The following is a 16,840-nucleotide window of genomic DNA, read 5'->3' as shown; positions in this document are numbered from 1 at the left end:
CGTGGTGATCCCGTTCGGACGTGGGGAGCGTGCCGCCGTCCCCTGGGTCCGTACCCGTCTGCGGTCGGCCCCCGGCGCCGCTCTCGCCTTCGCGCTGCTGGTGGCGGTGACCGCCTGCCTGGCCGCCGCGTTCCCCCGCGCACTGGACCGATACGAGGACGCGGGCCTGCGCCGCTCCGTCGAACGGACACCCGCCTCCCAGAGCGTCGTCCGGCTGTCCGCCCCGGCACCCCTGACGGTGGAAATGCCACAGGACCAGCGCGAGGAACTGCTGCGCCCCGCCACCGTGAAGCACGACTACGAAAGCATCCTCGGCACGCTCCGGCGACCCTTCGTCCCCGATCTCAGCCAGTCGTCGTACGGCGTGACCACTTCCGTGAACCACGAGGTGACCGATCCCTGGCTGCCCCGGCCGAGCGGGCAGCCCGCCCGGGTCGCCCTCGTCGCCCAGGCGGGCCTTGCCGACCACGCCCGGCTGCGCGAGGGCCGCCTGCCACGCGCGTCCGGCACGCCCACCGCGACGACGCCCGAGGTGGAGGCTGCGGTCAGCGCGGACACCGCCAAGAGCCTCCGGATCAGGGCCGGGTCGGTCCTGCACGTCCCCGACGCGAACCAGGGCACGCTCACCGTCCGGGTCACCGGCATCGTCGCCCCGCGCGACCGGGACGGCGCCTACTGGACGGCGGAACCCCTGCTGCGCACGCCCGCGCTGATGCGGGTGGCGCCCGCCGACCCGGACTCGCCCCGGTACTGGCTCGGCGCCCTGCTGCTGGCACCGGAGGCGGCCCCCGTGCTCCTGCGCGTCGAGGAACTGCCCAAGCGCTACTGGCGGCTGGCCCCCTCCCCGAACACCCTGCACCTCCGTGACCTGGGCGAGCTCGAATCCGCGGTCGCCTCCCTGGAGTCGGGCCCCAGTCTCCAGCAGATGCGAGAGGCCGCCGACCTCCTCATGGAGTCCTCCACCGACCTCGACGACGTGCTCGCCTCGTACTCCCGCCTGCGCTCCGGCCTCTCCACGCTGATCTCGATCGCGGCGTTCGGCAGCGGTGCGGTCGCCGTCGTCGTCCTGGCCATGGCGGGCGGTCTGGCCGCCGACCGCCGCCGCACCGAACTGGCCCTGCTGCGCGCCCGCGGCGCCTCGCTGCCGGGTCTTGCCGCCCGCCTGCTCGCAGAGACGACGGTGGTCGCCGTCCCGGCCGGGACGCTCGGCCTGGCCGTCGCGGTGTGGGCCCTGCCCGGCGCCCGGACCCTGCCCGCGGCACTGGCCGTCCTCGCCGTCACGGTCGTCGCCTGCGCGGCCCTCCCACTGCGCGCGGCGGCCGCCCACCGGCACATCCGCATTCCCGCGCTCCGTCACGACGTGACATCCGTACGGCCGTCCCGGCGGCGTACGGTCGCGGAGCTGACGCTCGTGACGGTGGCCGCTGGCGCGGTGGTGACCCTGCGCCGGCAGGGCACGTCCGGCGGGTCCGGCGATCAGCTGATCGCGGCGGCGCCCGTGCTGGTGGGGGTGATCGCCGCGCTGCTGCTGGTCCGTCTCCACCCCCTTCCCCTGCGTGGCCTGGCCGGACCGGCCGGGCGGCTGCGCGGTGTGGTGGGACATCTGTCCCTGGCCCGGGCAGGCCGCAGTTCCGTGTCCGCGGTGCTGCCGCTGCTCGCCCTGCTCACCGCCCTCACCACTGCCTCGTTCGGCGGCTCGGTCCTGGCGGGCATCGGCGAGAGCCGTGACCACGCGGCGCTCCTCGCCGTCGGCGCCGACGCCCGTCTGGATTCGACGGTGGGTACCCTGCCCGCGGGACTGACCGACCGGGTGCGCCGGGTCTCCGGCGTGCGGGAGGTGACGGCGGTGGGCGTCGCACACGAGAAGAGGCCGAGCGACGGGCGCCAGGCGGTGCCGGTGGTGGGCGTGGACCCCGGCGGCTACGCGGAGCTGACGAGGCGAACGGGGCTCGGTGCCTTCCCCGGGGAAGCGTTGAAGAAGGACCGGGAGGCAGGCGCCGTGCTGCCCGCCGTGGCCTCCCCGGACATGGCGCGCGCCCACGGCTCGGCCCCGTTCCCCCTCACCACGGAGGACGGCAGCAGTGTCACCGTCCGCATCGTCCTCGTCCGGGACACCACTCCTGCCGTGACCGGCGCCGACTTCCTGGTGGTGGACCGCGCCGGCCTCGGCGCCGCGGCGGCCGGCCCGACGACGCTGCTGGTGACGGGCCCGGAAGCGGACGGCCGCGCCCTGCGCGAGGCGGCAGGGGACGCGGTGTCGGTCCGCCTGCGCGCCGACGAGAGAGCCCAGTACGTCGACTCGCCCCTCCAGTCCGGCGTGGAGCACCTCTACACGGCGGCGGTGGCCGCGGGCGCCGGCTACGCCGTGCTCGCGCTGCTCCTGTCACTCCTGCGTGCCGCTCCCGAGCGCATCGCCCTGCTCGCCCGCCTCCGCACCATGGGCCTCACCCGTCGGCAGGGCCGCCGCATGCTCGTCCTGGAGTCCCTGCCGCAGGCCGTGCTCGCCGCGGCGGGCGGCGTCCTGACCGGCTGGGTCACGATCCGCCTGCTGTCCCCCGGCATGGACCTGACGGCGGTGGCCCTACCGCCCTCGGTCGCCGCCCCGGAGCGGACTCCGCTGCACGCCGACGCCTGGTCGCTGACGGTGCCCGCGCTGTCCGTGGTGGCGGTGACGGTGGGAATCGCCGGTGCACAGGCCTGGTGGGCGGGCAGGAGAGGGGCGGTGCGGGAGTTGAGAGCGGGTGACGCGAGGTGAGAAGGGCGGCGCAACCCGTCCCCGGCGGGTCCGGCGACGCACCCCGGGGGCTCCGACGACTCCGGCCCCCGACCCCGGCGGCCCCGGACCTCGGCGGACTCGGCGGTCCCGGCCTCCGCCCCGGCGGCCTCGTCCGCACGCGACAGTCCCGGAGCATCCTCGCCCGGCCGCGGCCCCCCATGGACCAAGGAGACCGATGACGACGAATCCCACCCTCGCCGACCTGGCCGACCAGGCGACCGCCACCCGCACCCGGCCCGCCTACGGCCACGACGCCCTCATCACCTGCGACCGTCTCGTCCGTGTCTTCTCGACGGACGGCGTGGAGGTGCAGGCCCTCCAGGGCCTCGACCTGCTCGTCCGCCAGGGCGAACTCATGGCCCTGGTGGGAGCCTCGGGCAGCGGCAAGTCCACCCTGATGAACATCCTGGCCGGTCTGGACACCCCCACCGCCGGGGCGGCCCAGGTGGCCGGTCACAACCTGCTGGCCATGACGGCGAAGGACCGCCTGTCCTACCGGCGCAAGGTGGTCGGCTTCATCTGGCAGCAGACCTCCCGCAACCTGCTGCCGTATCTCACCGCGGCCCAGAACGTCGCCCTGCCCCTCCAACTGGCGGGCGGGCGGCGCCGCTCCCGCGCCCGTGCCGAACGTGCCCTGGAACTTATGGAGTTGCTCCAGGTCGCCGACTGCCGCAACCGCCGTCCGCATGAGATGTCCGGCGGTCAGCAGCAGCGGGTCGCGATCGCCGTGGCCCTCGCCTGCGATCCGGCGGTGCTGTTCGCCGACGAACCCACCGGCGAACTCGACTCGCACACCGCCGAGCAGATCTTCGCCGCCTTCCGCACGGCGAACGAGGAGCTGGGCACCACCATCGTCATCGTCACCCATGACCGTGCCGTGGCCACCGAGGTCCGCCGCACGGTCGCCATCCGCGACGGGCGTACCTCCACGGAGGTGCTGCGCCGCAGCGAGGTCGACGAGACCACCGGTCACGAGACGCTGGTGGCCCGGGAGTACGCGATGCTCGACCGGGCCGGCCGCCTCCAACTGCCCGCCGAGTACACGAAGGCACTCGGCATGCGCGACCGAGTGGCGCTGGACCTGGAGCAGGACCACATCACCGTATGGCCGGACGACAGCACTCACAGCTGATCGTCGCCCGCGGACCGGGCGGCGGGCGCGCGGGCCGCTCAGGGCGGGCCCCGAGGCGGAGCGCGCCGGCGCCTTCGTACGCGACGCCCGCATCGTGCGCGCGCCCGGCGTCTTCGGCAGGCGTCTTCGGCAGGCGGCGGCCAGGGCTATTCCCCCGTCGCCTCCCGTATCTCCCCGTCGCGCAGTTCCAGCACCCGGTCGGCCAGGCCGAGCAGGGTCGCGTCGTGCGTGGCCACCAGCGCGGTGACCTGTTCGCTGCGCACGACCGCCCGCAGCAGTTCCATCACGGCATGGCCGGTCTCCGCGTCCAGCTGCCCGGTGGGCTCGTCGGCGATGAGCAGCGAGGGGTTGTTGGCCAGGGCACGGGCGATGGCGACCCGCTGCTGCTGGCCGCCGGAGAGCTCGCCGGGCCGCTGGGCCGCGTGATCGGCGAGGCCCACCAGGGACAGCAGCAGGTCGACCCGCTCCTCGCGCTCCCGCACGTCGGCACGGCGCATGCGCATCGGCACGCCCACGTTCTCCGCGGCCGTCAGGATCGGGATGAGGCCGAAGGACTGGAAGACGAAGCCGATCCGGTCCCGGCGCAGCGCCAGCAGGCCGTCCTCGCCGAGTTCCGACAGGTCCAGACCGTCCACGGTGACCCGGCCCCGGTCCGGTGCGTCGAGCCCACCGACGACGTTCAGCAGCGTGGTCTTCCCGGAGCCCGAGCGCCCCTTGAGCGCGACGAACTCACCGCGGGGTACGTCGAAGGAGACGCCACGCAGGGCGTGGACGGTGGCGGCTCCCCGGCCGTACGACTTGTGGACGTTCTCGACGCGCACCATGGTCCGCGTGACGACCTGGCTCATGTATTCTCCCTCGAACTCCCGTGGGCCGGTCGTCAGTATCGCGGCCTTCCGCCCGGTCCTCAATCACGCGCCAGGCGCCGCCCCCGCCATGAAGGACCCGACAGCCGCGTACGGGGTGGTGGACGTGCTGTCCACCGGCCCGGACGCCGCCGCGGTCGAGGTACACGCCCAGTCAGGAGACGCAGGTGTACTTCCTCCTGATCACACGCCTCCCGGCCAGGTCGCGCACCGCCCTCCTGCGCTTCGACCTCGATGAAGCCGCGCCACGGCCGCCCCGGGGCGTGGATGTGGACGGGAACGGGCACGGCCGGGGGTTCCGGGAGCGTCGCAGCTTCCGGGGCCGCCGAATAATCCCGTGTCGTGGCACCGGCGGAGGTGCAGACTTGCGTCATGGCGGACATGACGGCGTTCCAGGAAGCGATCACCACTTGGGCGACCGGCGGTTCCGACGGACCGGCGCGCGATCTGGCGGAAGGCTTGGGGGCGCGGACAGCGGTCCTCCTGGAAGGGCTGAGCGACCTCGCGGCAGTCGAGGCGCTGGCCGCCCGGCGCGGCCGGGACCTGGCCACCGAGGGCGTGTGTGTCGTGGCGATGGGCGGGGCGATGAGCGTCGGTCGCTATGCCGGACTCCTCGGGCCGCCCGGTCTTGGTCTGCGCCTGACGGGGCTCTGCGACGAGGGCGAACGGGGCTTCTACGAGCGCGGCCTGGCGCGGTCACAGGCGTCGCTGGAGGACATCTACGTATGCGCTGCGGACCTGGAGGACGAACTCATTCGCGCGCTCGGCACGGAGGGGGTCGAGGAGATTCTCCTCGCCGAGGGCGACTTTCGCTCCTGGCAGACCTTCCAGCGCCAGCCCGCACAGCACGGCCGGCCCCGGCATCAGCAGATGCGTCGCTTCCTCGGCACGAAGAAGGGACGGAAGATCCGCTACGGCCGCCTCCTCGTCGAGGCTCTCGCGCCGGACCGGACACCGCCTCCGCTCGACGGTCTCCTCGCGAGCCTGTGAGCCGTGGAAGGTTTTCCGTTCCGGGCGTGATCCGGCAGCGGACGGGCGCGGACATCGATCGGCCGGCCGGGTGGCGACGGCTGGGCGGGCTCCGCTCCGACCGGCCTGCCCCCGCCGGAGGCCCCGGACTGTTTCTCGCCCCGACGAGGTCCGAGCCGACGCGTACAACGGCCACGGTGGGCGCCGCACCGTCGCCGAGGTCACTGACGTCCGTACCCCTTCACCACCGGGGGACCACCGCGGGCACCGGGCGCCCGGCCTTGCGAAGGCGATGCTCATGATCGTCCTCCCCGCGCGCCGCGAGGCCCGCAGGCCGGCGGGCGGCTCGCCGGAGCAACACAGTTGACGGTTAAACCATTGCGTGTGCGGGGTGACATCGCCATGTGCCGGGGCGAGGCGGCTTGTTCTTGAGCTTCCGGGCCCAAGTGCCGTCGCCGGGGGAGTCGTAGCCGGGCTCCGTGCGTGCGGGCTCTCCCGACGGGCGGACGCTGGGCTCGATGCGCACCCCGGCATCACGGAGGGACGTGTGCAGATGCTCGGCCCCTCGTATCGGACGTTGCCGAACACGCCCCACGGGCGGCGCGATCCGCTCCGGTGCGCGGGGAGTGCCGACGGCATCGCCACTCGGCGATGCCGGCCGTTGAAAGGGCGGCGCGGAGAGCCGGTCAGGCGGGCGGGGTGCCCCTGTCCGCGGGGACGGGGCACCCACGGGTCAGGCGGTGGTGACGTCCTGGGTGGTGATGGTGGCCGGGACCTGAAGGTCGGGCAGCGCCGCGCGTATACCGGCGACCGCCGCTTCCAGGAGGGCCTGGCGGTCGGCCGGGGCGAGGTCGCCGTAGACCGGCTGGCCGGGCTCGATGCTGATCGTGATGGTCGCCTTGTACTTGTCCGGGTCCGATCCACCGTGCGGGCGGAGCTGGGCACTGACAGGGATGGACATGTGGTTCCCTTCGATCGCCTCGCCCGAGTGGCGAGGAGGCATGGGCGAACGGACCGGCCGTGGACCGGGGAGCCGGTCCGTATGCGCAGGGGACGACCGTACGGCACTTGCCGGTGTCACCGTCGGCCCCAGCCGTCATTGATTCCTCGGTCCGGTGCCTGGACCGTGCCGACCGACAGGAGCGTGCCGTTCCGGGGGAGGGGCCCGGGGCCTTCCGGCCGACCGGGCGCCGCGTGCCGAGGCCGGCGCCGGAGTCGGAGTCGTCGCCCACGGTCCCGCGGTCTGTGCGGGGTGTACGGCCCCGGGCCTACTCGTCGGTGTCCGCGACGCGGATGATCGTCTTGCCGGGAGTGCGTTCGCCGGGTGCGAAGGCCGCGGAGGTCTCGGCCAGTGGCCGCACCGAACCGATGACGGGCCTGAGACGTCCGTCGCGCACGCGGGCGGCGAGGTCGGTCAGGCGGTCACGGTCGGGTTCGACGACGAAGAAGACCGCGCGACCGTCCTCGGGGCGGACGGTGACGGGACGGGCGATGGTGACGAGCGTGCCGCCGGGGCGCACCAGGGCGGTGGACCGGTCGAGGATGTCGCCGCCGATGACGTCGAGGACGACGTCGACATCGCCGATGTCCTCAAGGCGTTCGGCCTGCAGGTCGACGAAGGCGTGCGCGCCGAGGCCGAGGACGGTCGTACGGTCGCCCGCGCGACCGGTGCCGATCACGCGGGCCCCCGCTTCGCGGGCGAGCTGCACGGCCAGCGAGCCGACACCGCCCGCGGCGCCGTGGATCAGCGCGGTCCGGCCGGCGGCCAGCCGGGCGTGGTCGAAAAGACCCTGCCAGGCGGTGAGCCCGGAGACGGGCAGGGCGGCGGCCGTGATGTGGTCGATGTCGGCGGGCAGCGGGGCGAGGTTGCGGGCCTCGACCGCCACGTACTGGGCGAGCGAGCCGTCGCGGGTCCAGTCGGCGAGGCCGAACACGCGTTGACCGATGCTCAGCCCGGTGCTGCCGTAGCCCAGTTCGGTCACGACGCCGGACAGCTCGTGACCGGGAACGCTGGGCGTCCGGTCGCGGCCCGAGCGGTCGGTCCAGGTACCGGGCCAGGCCAGCTCGCCCGGGGTGAACCCGGCGGCGTGGACGCGAACGATCACGTCGTTCTCGGCTGCGTGCGGATGCGGCAGGTCGGTAAGGGCCAGGCCACGGACACCGGCATCGCGGTCGCGGACGGTGATGGCTTGCATGAAGGGGTTCCTCGCAGTACGGGGACAGTCCGTTTCATTACGTTTTCCAACCCTAAGGGCTTGCCGATCAGGATCAAGAAAACGTGTTGATGATCGGCAAGCCCTTGGTCGGCTGCCGGAGGCTCCAGCCCCCGCAGGTCCGGTAATGCGATGATTTCCAGCCGTCCGTACCCCGTCCCGCAACGCGCCGGGAAGGAATCGAACAGGTCGGCAGCGGGGCCGTGCCAGAGCTCCGTCCCTCCGCGGCGGCACCCGAGAGCCCCGCCGCGACCACGACCGGGCGGGCCGCCCCGGGGGCGACTTGCCCGCCCGCGCCCACGATCCGTCCACCGCTCCGTCCACCGCACGGGCTTCCCGAGCACGTTGGACCTCGATGCGGTGGCCCCGGCCTTCGAACGGGCGCAACCACGTGGTGCCTGCCCGGACATCGGGCAACGCACCACCAACGATCGGCGCGGGGCGGGAGGTCAGGTATGCGCGGTGGTCACCACACCACACGGCCACGGACCGGTCGGGGCGGCAACGGCGCGGTGGCTGAACTCAGTTGTGCCGTAGTGCACCCGAAATCCCATGGACCGATCCACGGAAGATCATCTAGTGTGTGGTTCCACGCCATACGACGGACGGAAGGAGGCGAGTGCCGTGCAGTTCACATCTTTCCAGCGCTCCCCCTTGTCCGCTGTCCCGGCGTGGTTCGTGAATTTCTGACCGGGAGCGCGCCAAGCAGCCTGAATCCCGGAGGAATCCATGACCGATCCGGTCATCCGCACGCTTTCCGCGAGCGACGCCCGTCTCTTCGACGCAATGCCCGATCCGCTGGGCGCCCGTGAAGGCCATCTGCGTACCCGGTTCCGCAGCGACTGGATGCGTGTCGCCCTGCGCGACGGCGAGGTCGTCGCACGTGGCGCGTGGTGGGGCGGCCCCGACGACTCGGAGCCCGTCAACATCAACTGGTTCGACGTCGCCGAGGGCGAGGAGGAAGCGGGGGCCGAGCTCCTGCGCTCGGCTCCCTGGCAGGTCGAGCTCGAGATCAACCTGCCGGGCGGCTGGCGGGACGAGCCCGACCTGCGCGCCGCCGCCGGTGCACGCTTCGCCGCCGCGCGAGCCGCCGGTTACGAACTCCTTGTGGAACGTTTCCTGTACCGCTGGACCCCGGACAGGGGTCTGCCCGAGCGGCCCGGGCGCCTGCGCTTCAGTGCCGAACCCGACGACACCGTGTTCTTCGACGCGCTGCGCCGCATCCACTCCGTCACCCTGGACGGCCACGCGCTCAGGGCCGTCGAGCAGGGCGGCCTCGACCGGGCCGCCCGGGAAGAACTCGAATTCTTCCACTGGTGCCCCTCCCCGCGGGAGTGGTGGCAGCTCGCGCACACGCCGGAAGGAGACCTGGTCGGCATCCACATTCCGGCCCACAACCCCTCCGGCCCGACCATCGGCTTCATCGGAGTCGTTCCGGAACAGCGCGGTAACGGCTACGCCTACGACCTCCTCGCCGAGTGCACCCACTTCCTCGTGGAGGATGGCGCAGAGTTCGTCAGCGGGGCGACGGACCTAGGCAATTTCCCCATGGCCGCGAACTTCGCCAAGGCCGGTTTCCCCGTCGTGAGGGAGCGCGCCAACTTCCACCCGGTGGGCCGAGCGCTCTAGGGCTGTTTCGTTTGGATCAGAGGGCAGACCAGAGGAAGACGCCCGCGTTGTGAAGTCCGGGGAGGTAGATGGCCGCGGTCCTCCCGTAGCGGGTGGCGATGCCGCGCCACTGTTTCAGGCGGTTGGTGCACCGCTCGACGGTGTTGCGTTGCTTGTATGCCTCACGGTCGAAGGATGGCGGTCTGCCGCCCGCCTGTCCGCCCTGCCGCCGGTTGGTCTGCTGGTCGGCCCGCTGATCCAAACGGAATTGCCTGGTGCCGGCCATGTGCCGCGAGGGCTGTCCCGTGATCCACCACGGATCACGGGACAGCCCTCAGCCTGTTCTTGGACCCTCAGGGGCGAAACCGTCGATGATGCTCCATGAGAAGCAGTGTGCGTCAGGCGAGATGTTCCGGTGTGTCGCGTGCCCGGTCCACCTCGTGGTCCACCAGGTCATCGGCGTCGTCCGGCGACTCAGCCGGGACGACGGCCTCGGCCGAACGGGGAGACCGCATCCGCCCACACGGCTGCCGCCGCCTCGGATGCGCAGCCGCACGACGCCGCTCGCCCCGACCCGCCCCCATTGCCCGTCGCGGCCAGGCACCCCGCGTTCACCCCGCTCCCGGGGCACCCCACGGCCCGGGAAGGCCCCCGTTACCCGGGGAAGGGGGTGACCGTCTGTCCGCCGGCCAGCGCGTCGAGCTGTGCGGCGGCATCGTCGTCGAGGAAGAAGAGCGTCATGGCCTGGCCATTGTGCCGGACATGGAAGCGCCGGCTTCCGTGCTCCAGCTCGTCGATGAGATAGCCGACCACCATCAGGTCGGCCCAGTCGTCCCTGACTTCGACGGGCCAGTTGATCCGTCGGCCGTCGGCCGTGTACTCGATCCACGCCTCCTGCGTGCCGAGGTCCACGTGGTCCCGCAGGCCGGACAGGGCGTCCGGCAGGCCCGCGATCCGGCACAGCTGCCTGGCAATCGCCACGTACGAACCCGGGCCACGGACGCACTCGGTGTCGAAGTGCCACGCCCGGTCGCAGAACCATCGTTCCCATGGTTCGTCCTCGACCGCGCAGCCCAGAGCGAACAGCACCAGGTCGAATGGCTTGCGCTCGTACGCCTCACGCGGCCACGAGTACAACAGCTCGTCCACGGTCCGGCCGACGGCGAGCGGCAGCCCCAGTTCCGCCAGTCTGTCCAGTTGATCTTCAAGACGCATGACCGGGATCGTAACCGCCCTTTCGGACAACACCCCCGGGCGGTCGCACCGGTGCCCCTGCGGAAGACGCCCGGCGGACGTCGTTGACCCTCGCCCGGGGAAGGGCGCGTGCCGACCGGCTGCCTCCCAACGGGCCTCCGAACCCGTTCTTCTCGGGCGTGGTGGGAGTCCGGGGTGTTCAGTGGCAGGGCGGCGCCCGGCCCGACCGAGGCGTTGGCGGGCGACGGTGTTCACGGCCGGCCCGGCGGCTTTCCACCCCATCCGGCTGGGAGACCTTCGGGGGCGCCCGCTGCGGGCCCGGCCCCCGGCGGTCGGGCGTCGACGCAGCCGGCGAGGACATCGAGCGTGGTTTCGGCCGAGCCGAGCCGGCTGTTCGGGTGCGTGGTCCTTCGGTCCTTCGGTCCTTCGGCCGGAGGACCGCGTGCGGGGCGACGACACCGGTGATGAACCGGCGGTGCGACAGGACCATGCCCGTGGGGGCATCCGTGAGCGTTCCGGAAGCCCGCCGGAGCACCTGGGAGCCGGGAGATCCGCGATCCCGCGACACGACGCGGTCCCGGTTCGGCGCTGCTTCGTCGTCCCCGAGCACGTCGCAGGGGACGATGGCCGGTGACAGTGTTGCGGAACGGGTTCGGCGGGTGACATGAAGCACCGTGAAGGGCAGGACGCCGGCATCCCCGGCCGGCTGGACCGCAGGCTTTTCCTCGCCGCGGCGGCGAGCGGGGCGATGGCCGGCGGCGCGGCGGTGACCGGTTGTCACTCGTCGGGGACCGGCGGGTCCTCCCCGTCCGGCTCCGACCGCCGCGCCGAGAGGGGGGAGAACGCCCTGGCGGGGGACTCCGACTGGCGGATCCGTTCGGTGGGGCCGTCCGGGGCCATCGAGGGCTACACCGACAAGGTGAGTGTGCTGCCGGGCGAGGAGCTCGGCCTGTATGTCTCCACCTCCGCCCCGGCGTTCCGGGTATCGGCCTACCGCGTCGGCTGGTACGGCGGGGCGCAGGCGCGACTGGTCTGGCGTTCGCACCGTGTCGCCGGGTCGGTACAGGGCCGTCCCCGGCTGGTCCGGGCCACCCGTACCGTACGGGCGGACTGGCGGCGCACACTGTCCATCCGCACCAGCGGCTGGCCGGAGGGCGCGTACCTGCTCCGGCTGGATTCGGAGGACGCCCACCAGCGTTACGTGCCACTGATCGTCCGCTCGGCCGGCGCCGCGGGCAGGATCGTGTTGATGCACGCCCCGGCAACATGGCAGGCGTACAACCGGTGGGGCGGCTACAGCCTCTACCAGGGCGAGAACGGCGCCTACGGCACGCGGTCGCTCGCCGTCAGCTTCGAACGGCCCTACGACAACAACGGTGCCGAGAAGTTCATGGTCTACGAGCGGGCGGTGGTGGTTCTGGCGGAGAAGCTGGGCCTCCCGCTCGCCTACACCACGGGCCCCGACGTGCATCACGATCCCGGCATCCTCCACGATGCGGCCGGAGTCGTCTCACTGGGACATGACGAGTACTGGACGCCGCAGCAACGGGAGCACGTCACCCGTGCGCGCGACGCAGGTACGAACGTGGCCTTCCTCGGAGCCAACGCCTGCTTCCGCAGGGTCAGGCTGGAGCCGGACGCCACCGGCGCCGCCCGCACCGTCGTCTGCTACAAGACCGACTACCTGCGCGATCCGTACCTCGCCGACCACCCGGACATGCCGACCAACGACTTCCGGCAGCCCCCGGCCGCATCCCCCGAGTCCTCTCTCACCGGCGTCCTCTACGAAGGTTTTCCCGTGGACGCCCCGTATGTCGTCCGCCGGAGCGATCACTGGATCTTCGAGGGGACAGGTGCGAAGCGAGGAGCGTCCTTCGACCATCTGGTCGGGGTGGAGTACGACCGGGTCACCCCCGGCATGCCCACCCCGGCACCGCTGGAGATCATCGCCCATTCCCCGCTCGTCTGTAAGGGCAGGCCCAGTTACGCCGACTCCGCCTACTACACAGTGCCGAGCGGGGCGGGCGTCTTCGCCTCCGGGACGATGCGGTGGGTGGAGGCCCTGATGGCGGGAACCCGCGAGAACGGACGCAACCACGGCATGGACGCCCGTACCGGAGCTTTCGTCACCCGCAGCACGCAGAATCTGCTCCGTGCCTTCGCGGCGGGCCCGTGCGGCCGGAACAAGCCGAAGCCCAGGGACGACGTGCGAGACGTGTACGCGTCCGGATCACACTGACACCGTCCGCACCGCCCCGTCGGAGAACGCCGTTCGCCACCGGCCGCTTCTCCTCCCGGCCGGCCCGAGCCCGAGCGAGCTGCCCAGGAGCCACCGCCCTGCGGGCATGACGGGAATCCGGGCGGCTGTGAAACTGACCCCTCCGGGAAACCGCCCGAGCAGTACGTCGGGGGCCGTCGTAACGGGCCTCGACGGAGGAGAGGCCCCACCGTCCTCTGTTGGCTTCGAGGAGACGTGTCCTCCCCGCTCACCACGGCTCCGTTCGTCTTCCGGGTCCTGCGCGGGGTACGAGGAACATCGCTCGACGTGTTCGGCTACGCCCACATCCGCCGCGAGGGCCCGGCGTGATGGTGCCGCGGGGCACGGCGTGCCGGTCCCGGTTCGCTTCCGAAGCGCGTTCGCGGGGGCGGGCGCGTGCGGGAAGCGGCCATGCTCCGGACGGTGGAGTTGCCCGAACCGCGCCGGATATCATTTTGATCATGTCACGTATCAACGGTCGTGAGGACGACCCGATCCTCGTGATCGGTGCCGGTGTCGTGGGCGCCTCGATCGCTTACCATCTCGCACGGTCCGGCCGCCGGGTCACGGTCCTGGAAAGGAATTCCGCGGCTGACGGCGTGACCGGGAAATCGTTTGCCTGGATCGGGTTCGCGAAGAGTGCCGCAGAAGCCTATTCCGACCGGTTGCGAGGGCGTGCCGCCGAAGAATTCGACCGTCTCCAGCGCGAGCTCGCGGAGCCCGTCGGCCTTCGCCGTCGTGGCGCCATCACGTGGGAGGCAGTGGAAGCGGAGACGCGGGAATTCGTCGACGCCCATCGTGCGCTCGGTCATCCGATCAGCCTCCTGAGCAGGGAGGACGTGCTGGCTCGTGAACCCGGCCTGCTCGAAGCCCCGAAGGTGGCCGCATACGCCCCGGGCGATTTGGGGGTCGACCCTGTCGCGTTCACGCGAGCGCTCCTGCGAGCCGCCGAGGAGAACGGCGCCACGGTTCGTTCGGGGACCGATGTGCTCTCATTGCTGACGGACGGTACCGGGGTGCGCGGCGTCTCGACCGCCCACGGGCCCGTCCTCGGCTCGACCGTCGTGCTCGCCGCAGGGACCGGAATTCCCGGACTTGCTGCGTCGATCGGAGCCGCTGTCGAGATCGATTCCTCACCCTGCTGCCTGATCAGATACTCGACACCGTATCCGCTGGTGAACGGCATTCTTTCCGGACCGGATTTCGAGATCAGGCAATTGGACGATACGACGCTGATCGCGGCCGAGGACGTCCCGGAGGGGTTCGAGGACGGCCCGCGCGAACTCGCCCGGCGGACCCTGCGCGCGATCCGCGGGCTCCTCGCCGGAGGCAACGAGGTCGAGTTGCTGGACGCGGTCATCGCCGGCCGTCCCATACCGCGTGACGGCCGGCCCCTTCTTGGTTACGCGGAGGGAGTCAGCGGCCTGTACGTGGCCGCGGCACACCCGGCGTTGATCCTGTCCGGGGCGATCGGGTCTCACGTGGCGCAAGAACTCGCCTGACCGGGCGGGGTGCGCGGGGGAGCAGCAGTCCCGGGCGGCCGTCGTGCCGTGGTGGGGAAGCGCGGCACAACACCGCCCGCGAGCGGTGTTGTGCCGGGGCGCTCATGCGGGGGAGCCGGGGGAGACGACGTCCCAGGTGCCGAAGGCGGTCAGGCCGGCCGACGCGGCCAGGGCGACGGAGGCGTGGTTGTCGAGTTGGCACCGGTACTGGGGTTCGTGGCCGCGTGCGATGGCGTGCCGGGCGAGGGCACGTACGACGTGGCGGCCATGGCGGTTCCCGCGGAACGCGGGCAGCGTCAGGACGCCGAAGTCGGCGACGGGCGCATCCTCCCAGGGGTAGGCGCTCCCCGCACAGACGAGCCGGCCGCCTTCGAACGCGCCGTAGACGGCCCAGTGGTCGAGTTCGACATAGGAGTCCTCCAAGTCCTGCTCCGAGGCGGAGGACTGGAAGTCGGCGAAGGCCGCAGCGTCGTCCGCGGTGAGGCGGCGGACCGCGACGGCATCCGCCTCGACGAGCAGCGCCTGCCGTGCCGCGTCCGTGAAGTAGAAGAGGTGATCGGCACCGTGAAGGGCGATGCCGGATGCCGCCAGCCCCCGGCGGAAGGCCGTTTCGTCGAGGTGCTGTCCGGCGGTCAGGCCCATTGCCGCGCCCACCGCGGGGGTGAGCAGGACGTAGGTCCGTCCGTCGGTGGTCGTCAACACGGTGAGGCGCGCGTTCTCGGGAAGACCGGGGTCGACGGTGACGGTGACCGTGCCGCTGCCGCAGAGTCGTTCTCCCGTGGAGTGGGGGGAGAGCCAGAGGTCGGCTATCGCGGAGGGGAACAACGGGGGTTGCCTTCTTTCCGGTCGAGGGGAGGGACGGTGGTCGCGGGCGACGGGCCGAGGAAGGTCAGAACTGCTTGACGAGGCTCATGGCACGGTCGGTGGCGGTGAACCCGAGCCGTTGGTAAAGCCCGAGGGCGCCGGTGGGGCTGTCGGCGTCCACATCGAGCACGGCGAGCTCGTGCCCCGCGGCGCGAAAACCGCGCAGGACGTGGGTGAGGAGCGTGCGCGCCAGGCCGCGGCCGCGCCACGCCCGTCGGGTGCCGACCGCGCCGACGTAGCCGAACGGGCGTCCCCGCAGCGGCCATTCGTCCGGGTTGGAGCTGCTGAGCACGAACCCGACGACCCGCTCGTCGCCCGAGGCGCCGGGGGCGACGGCGAGGACGGAGAGGTCGGGGCGGAACGCCTCCAGACGGTCGTCGGAAGCCCAGTCGGCGGCCGTCGCCGGGCGCGTGCCCCAGTGGTCCCGGAACGCGTCGTTGAACGCCGACCGTGCCCGCTCCGCCCAATCCCCGCCGTACGGCACCAGCCGGATGCCGGGCTGCGGGCTGGGAGCGGCGATGGGGAGGCGGAGGTCGCGTTCGAGTTCGAGCCACCAGCGGGTCGGCTCGTAGCCATGGGCCTGCAGGAGGCCGGTGGCGGGGGTGACGTCTTCCCGCGCGTCGGCGACGAGCCAGCCGGGCAGGGTGGACTTCGTTGCCACGAGGTGTTGGAGGCCGCGGCCTTCCTGCCAGGCCAGCAGCGCGTGCCCGATGCCCTGGCGGCGGCGTTCCGGGAGCACCACGGCGTCCAGGTCGACCCGGACCACGGGACCCCGGCTCGCCGATGTGGTGGCGGAGCCGAAGGCGACCGCTCGCCCTGAGTGGTCGAGGGCGATCACCGCGTCCTGCTGTGGATCGAAGTCCTTGTCGTTGAACGCCTCCACCAGCTCGTCCAGCGTCACCAGGGAGCGCGGGTGGTCGAGTGCGCCTGCCGAGCGACGCAGATCGAGGATGAGCGGGAGATCCTCGTCGGTGACACGGCGCCAGACGAGATCGGCACCGACCGTGGGGAGCGGGAGCGTCCGAGGAGCGGTTGTGCGCTCGTGGAGCGGGCGGAGTTCGTTGCTGCCTGCCGTCGTGCTCACGAGCGCCTTGCCTTTCGAGATGTCCGCAGCGTGTTGTGGAATCACGCCGGCCTTTGTCTCTCGCCGCGATCCAGTGCGTCGTCAGCGGCGCTGCGCCTCATCCCGCATGACCGGCGGCGCTCAGTGATCTTGCCTGGGACGAAGTCTGCGATGTGTCCGGTTGCTCCGCAACGTCTTTTTCACCCCCCGGCGCAACCCGGGCGTCGGTACGGTGCGGTCGAGGTCGCATCAGGTGTGCGGCCTCGCGCAGGAACGCGCCCGGGTCCGGCCGGGCCGGCGGATCGTGGACCTTGCGCAAAGGCATCGGTCAGGCCCGCAGCCGGCCCTCGCGGCGTGCCTGGGCGAGGTGGAAGGGCAGACGCCAATACATCGGCG

At 72.1% G+C, this 16,840-nt stretch carries 12 protein-coding genes and 1 pseudogene; 6 read left to right on the top strand and 7 right to left on the bottom strand.

All coding sequences use genetic code 11. From position 1 onward, the window contains the following. The first annotated feature begins 4 nt into the window (after positions 1-4). A complete protein-coding gene (locus tag ACF1CT_RS19260) occupies positions 5-2,755 on the top strand; it encodes an FtsX-like permease family protein (protein ID WP_391785216.1) in 2,751 nt (916 codons plus the stop codon). Positions 2,756-2,951: 196 nt separating this feature from the next. Next, positions 2,952-3,908, top strand: coding sequence for an ABC transporter ATP-binding protein (locus tag ACF1CT_RS19255; RefSeq protein ID WP_391785071.1), 957 nt, complete (start codon positions 2,952-2,954; stop codon positions 3,906-3,908). A 146-nt stretch (positions 3,909-4,054) separates the two neighbouring features. On the opposite strand, the gene ACF1CT_RS19250 is transcribed toward ACF1CT_RS19255, so the two are convergent. Beyond that, complete coding sequence (locus tag ACF1CT_RS19250; RefSeq protein WP_391785070.1) at positions 4,055-4,756, bottom strand: ABC transporter ATP-binding protein; 702 nt, start codon at positions 4,754-4,756, stop codon at positions 4,055-4,057. A gap of 390 nt (positions 4,757-5,146) precedes the next feature. Here ACF1CT_RS19250 and ACF1CT_RS19245 point away from each other — a divergent pair, with 390 nt between their 5' ends. Continuing rightward, positions 5,147-5,764: a TOPRIM nucleotidyl transferase/hydrolase domain-containing protein gene (locus ACF1CT_RS19245; RefSeq protein ID WP_391785069.1), complete on the top strand. Its 618-nt coding sequence runs from the start codon at positions 5,147-5,149 to the stop codon at positions 5,762-5,764. A 712-nt stretch (positions 5,765-6,476) separates the two neighbouring features. Here ACF1CT_RS19245 and ACF1CT_RS19240 read toward each other — a convergent pair. Beyond that, positions 6,477-6,704, bottom strand: coding sequence for a hypothetical protein (locus tag ACF1CT_RS19240; RefSeq protein WP_391785068.1), 228 nt, complete (start codon positions 6,702-6,704; stop codon positions 6,477-6,479). 307 nt (positions 6,705-7,011) lie between these two features. Next, on the bottom strand, positions 7,012-7,938 hold the full coding sequence (locus ACF1CT_RS19235; protein WP_391785067.1) for an NADP-dependent oxidoreductase: 927 nt from the start codon (positions 7,936-7,938) through the stop codon (positions 7,012-7,014). A gap of 747 nt (positions 7,939-8,685) precedes the next feature. Here ACF1CT_RS19235 and ACF1CT_RS19230 point away from each other — a divergent pair. After that, on the top strand, positions 8,686-9,585 hold the full coding sequence (locus ACF1CT_RS19230; RefSeq protein ID WP_391785066.1) for a GNAT family N-acetyltransferase: 900 nt from the start codon (positions 8,686-8,688) through the stop codon (positions 9,583-9,585). A gap of 16 nt (positions 9,586-9,601) precedes the next feature. Here ACF1CT_RS19230 and ACF1CT_RS19225 read toward each other — a convergent pair. Further along, a pseudogene (locus tag ACF1CT_RS19225) lies at positions 9,602-9,826 on the bottom strand (IS5/IS1182 family transposase); the annotation flags it as partial. A 392-nt stretch (positions 9,827-10,218) separates the two neighbouring features. Then, positions 10,219-10,779 carry a hypothetical protein gene (locus tag ACF1CT_RS19220; protein ID WP_391785065.1) on the bottom strand — a complete coding sequence of 187 codons (561 nt, stop codon included), beginning with the start codon at positions 10,777-10,779 and terminating at the stop codon, positions 10,219-10,221. A gap of 643 nt (positions 10,780-11,422) precedes the next feature. On the opposite strand from ACF1CT_RS19220, the gene ACF1CT_RS19215 reads away from it, so the two are divergent. Continuing rightward, on the top strand, positions 11,423-12,997 hold the full coding sequence (locus tag ACF1CT_RS19215; RefSeq protein ID WP_391785064.1) for a N,N-dimethylformamidase beta subunit family domain-containing protein: 1,575 nt from the start codon (positions 11,423-11,425) through the stop codon (positions 12,995-12,997). A 479-nt stretch (positions 12,998-13,476) separates the two neighbouring features. After that, a complete protein-coding gene (locus ACF1CT_RS19210; protein ID WP_391785063.1) occupies positions 13,477-14,517 on the top strand; it encodes an NAD(P)/FAD-dependent oxidoreductase in 1,041 nt (346 codons plus the stop codon). A gap of 102 nt (positions 14,518-14,619) precedes the next feature. Here ACF1CT_RS19210 and ACF1CT_RS19205 read toward each other — a convergent pair whose 3' ends face one another. Continuing rightward, positions 14,620-15,342, bottom strand: coding sequence for a GNAT family N-acetyltransferase (locus tag ACF1CT_RS19205; protein WP_391785062.1), 723 nt, complete (start codon positions 15,340-15,342; stop codon positions 14,620-14,622). Between the two features lie 64 nt (positions 15,343-15,406). Then, entirely contained in the window at positions 15,407-16,465 is a 1,059-nt protein-coding gene (locus ACF1CT_RS19200) for a GNAT family N-acetyltransferase (protein WP_391785061.1), read from the bottom strand. Between the last annotated feature and the right edge of the window lie 375 nt (positions 16,466-16,840).

Source organism: Streptomyces sp. NPDC014734, assembly GCF_043083325.1.
In the GTDB taxonomy this organism is placed as follows: domain Bacteria; phylum Actinomycetota; class Actinomycetes; order Streptomycetales; family Streptomycetaceae; genus Streptomyces.
This window is presented reverse-complemented; position numbering and strand designations above follow the sequence as displayed.

Excerpts from the sequence above, each read along its gene's own strand:
- ACF1CT_RS19255 (WP_391785071.1), top strand. The coding sequence starts at position 2,952 with ATGACGACGAATCCCACCCTCGCCGACCTGGCCGACCAGGCGACCGCC.
- ACF1CT_RS19250 (WP_391785070.1), bottom strand. The coding sequence starts at position 4,756 with ATGAGCCAGGTCGTCACGCGGACCATGGTGCGCGTCGAGAACGTCCAC.
- ACF1CT_RS19245 (WP_391785069.1), top strand. The coding sequence starts at position 5,147 with ATGGCGGACATGACGGCGTTCCAGGAAGCGATCACCACTTGGGCGACC.
- ACF1CT_RS19240 (WP_391785068.1), bottom strand. The coding sequence starts at position 6,704 with ATGTCCATCCCTGTCAGTGCCCAGCTCCGCCCGCACGGTGGATCGGAC.
- ACF1CT_RS19235 (WP_391785067.1), bottom strand. The coding sequence starts at position 7,938 with ATGCAAGCCATCACCGTCCGCGACCGCGATGCCGGTGTCCGTGGCCTG.
- ACF1CT_RS19230 (WP_391785066.1), top strand. The coding sequence starts at position 8,686 with ATGACCGATCCGGTCATCCGCACGCTTTCCGCGAGCGACGCCCGTCTC.
- ACF1CT_RS19220 (WP_391785065.1), bottom strand. The coding sequence starts at position 10,779 with ATGCGTCTTGAAGATCAACTGGACAGACTGGCGGAACTGGGGCTGCCG.
- ACF1CT_RS19215 (WP_391785064.1), top strand. The coding sequence starts at position 11,423 with ATGAAGCACCGTGAAGGGCAGGACGCCGGCATCCCCGGCCGGCTGGAC.
- ACF1CT_RS19210 (WP_391785063.1), top strand. The coding sequence starts at position 13,477 with ATGTCACGTATCAACGGTCGTGAGGACGACCCGATCCTCGTGATCGGT.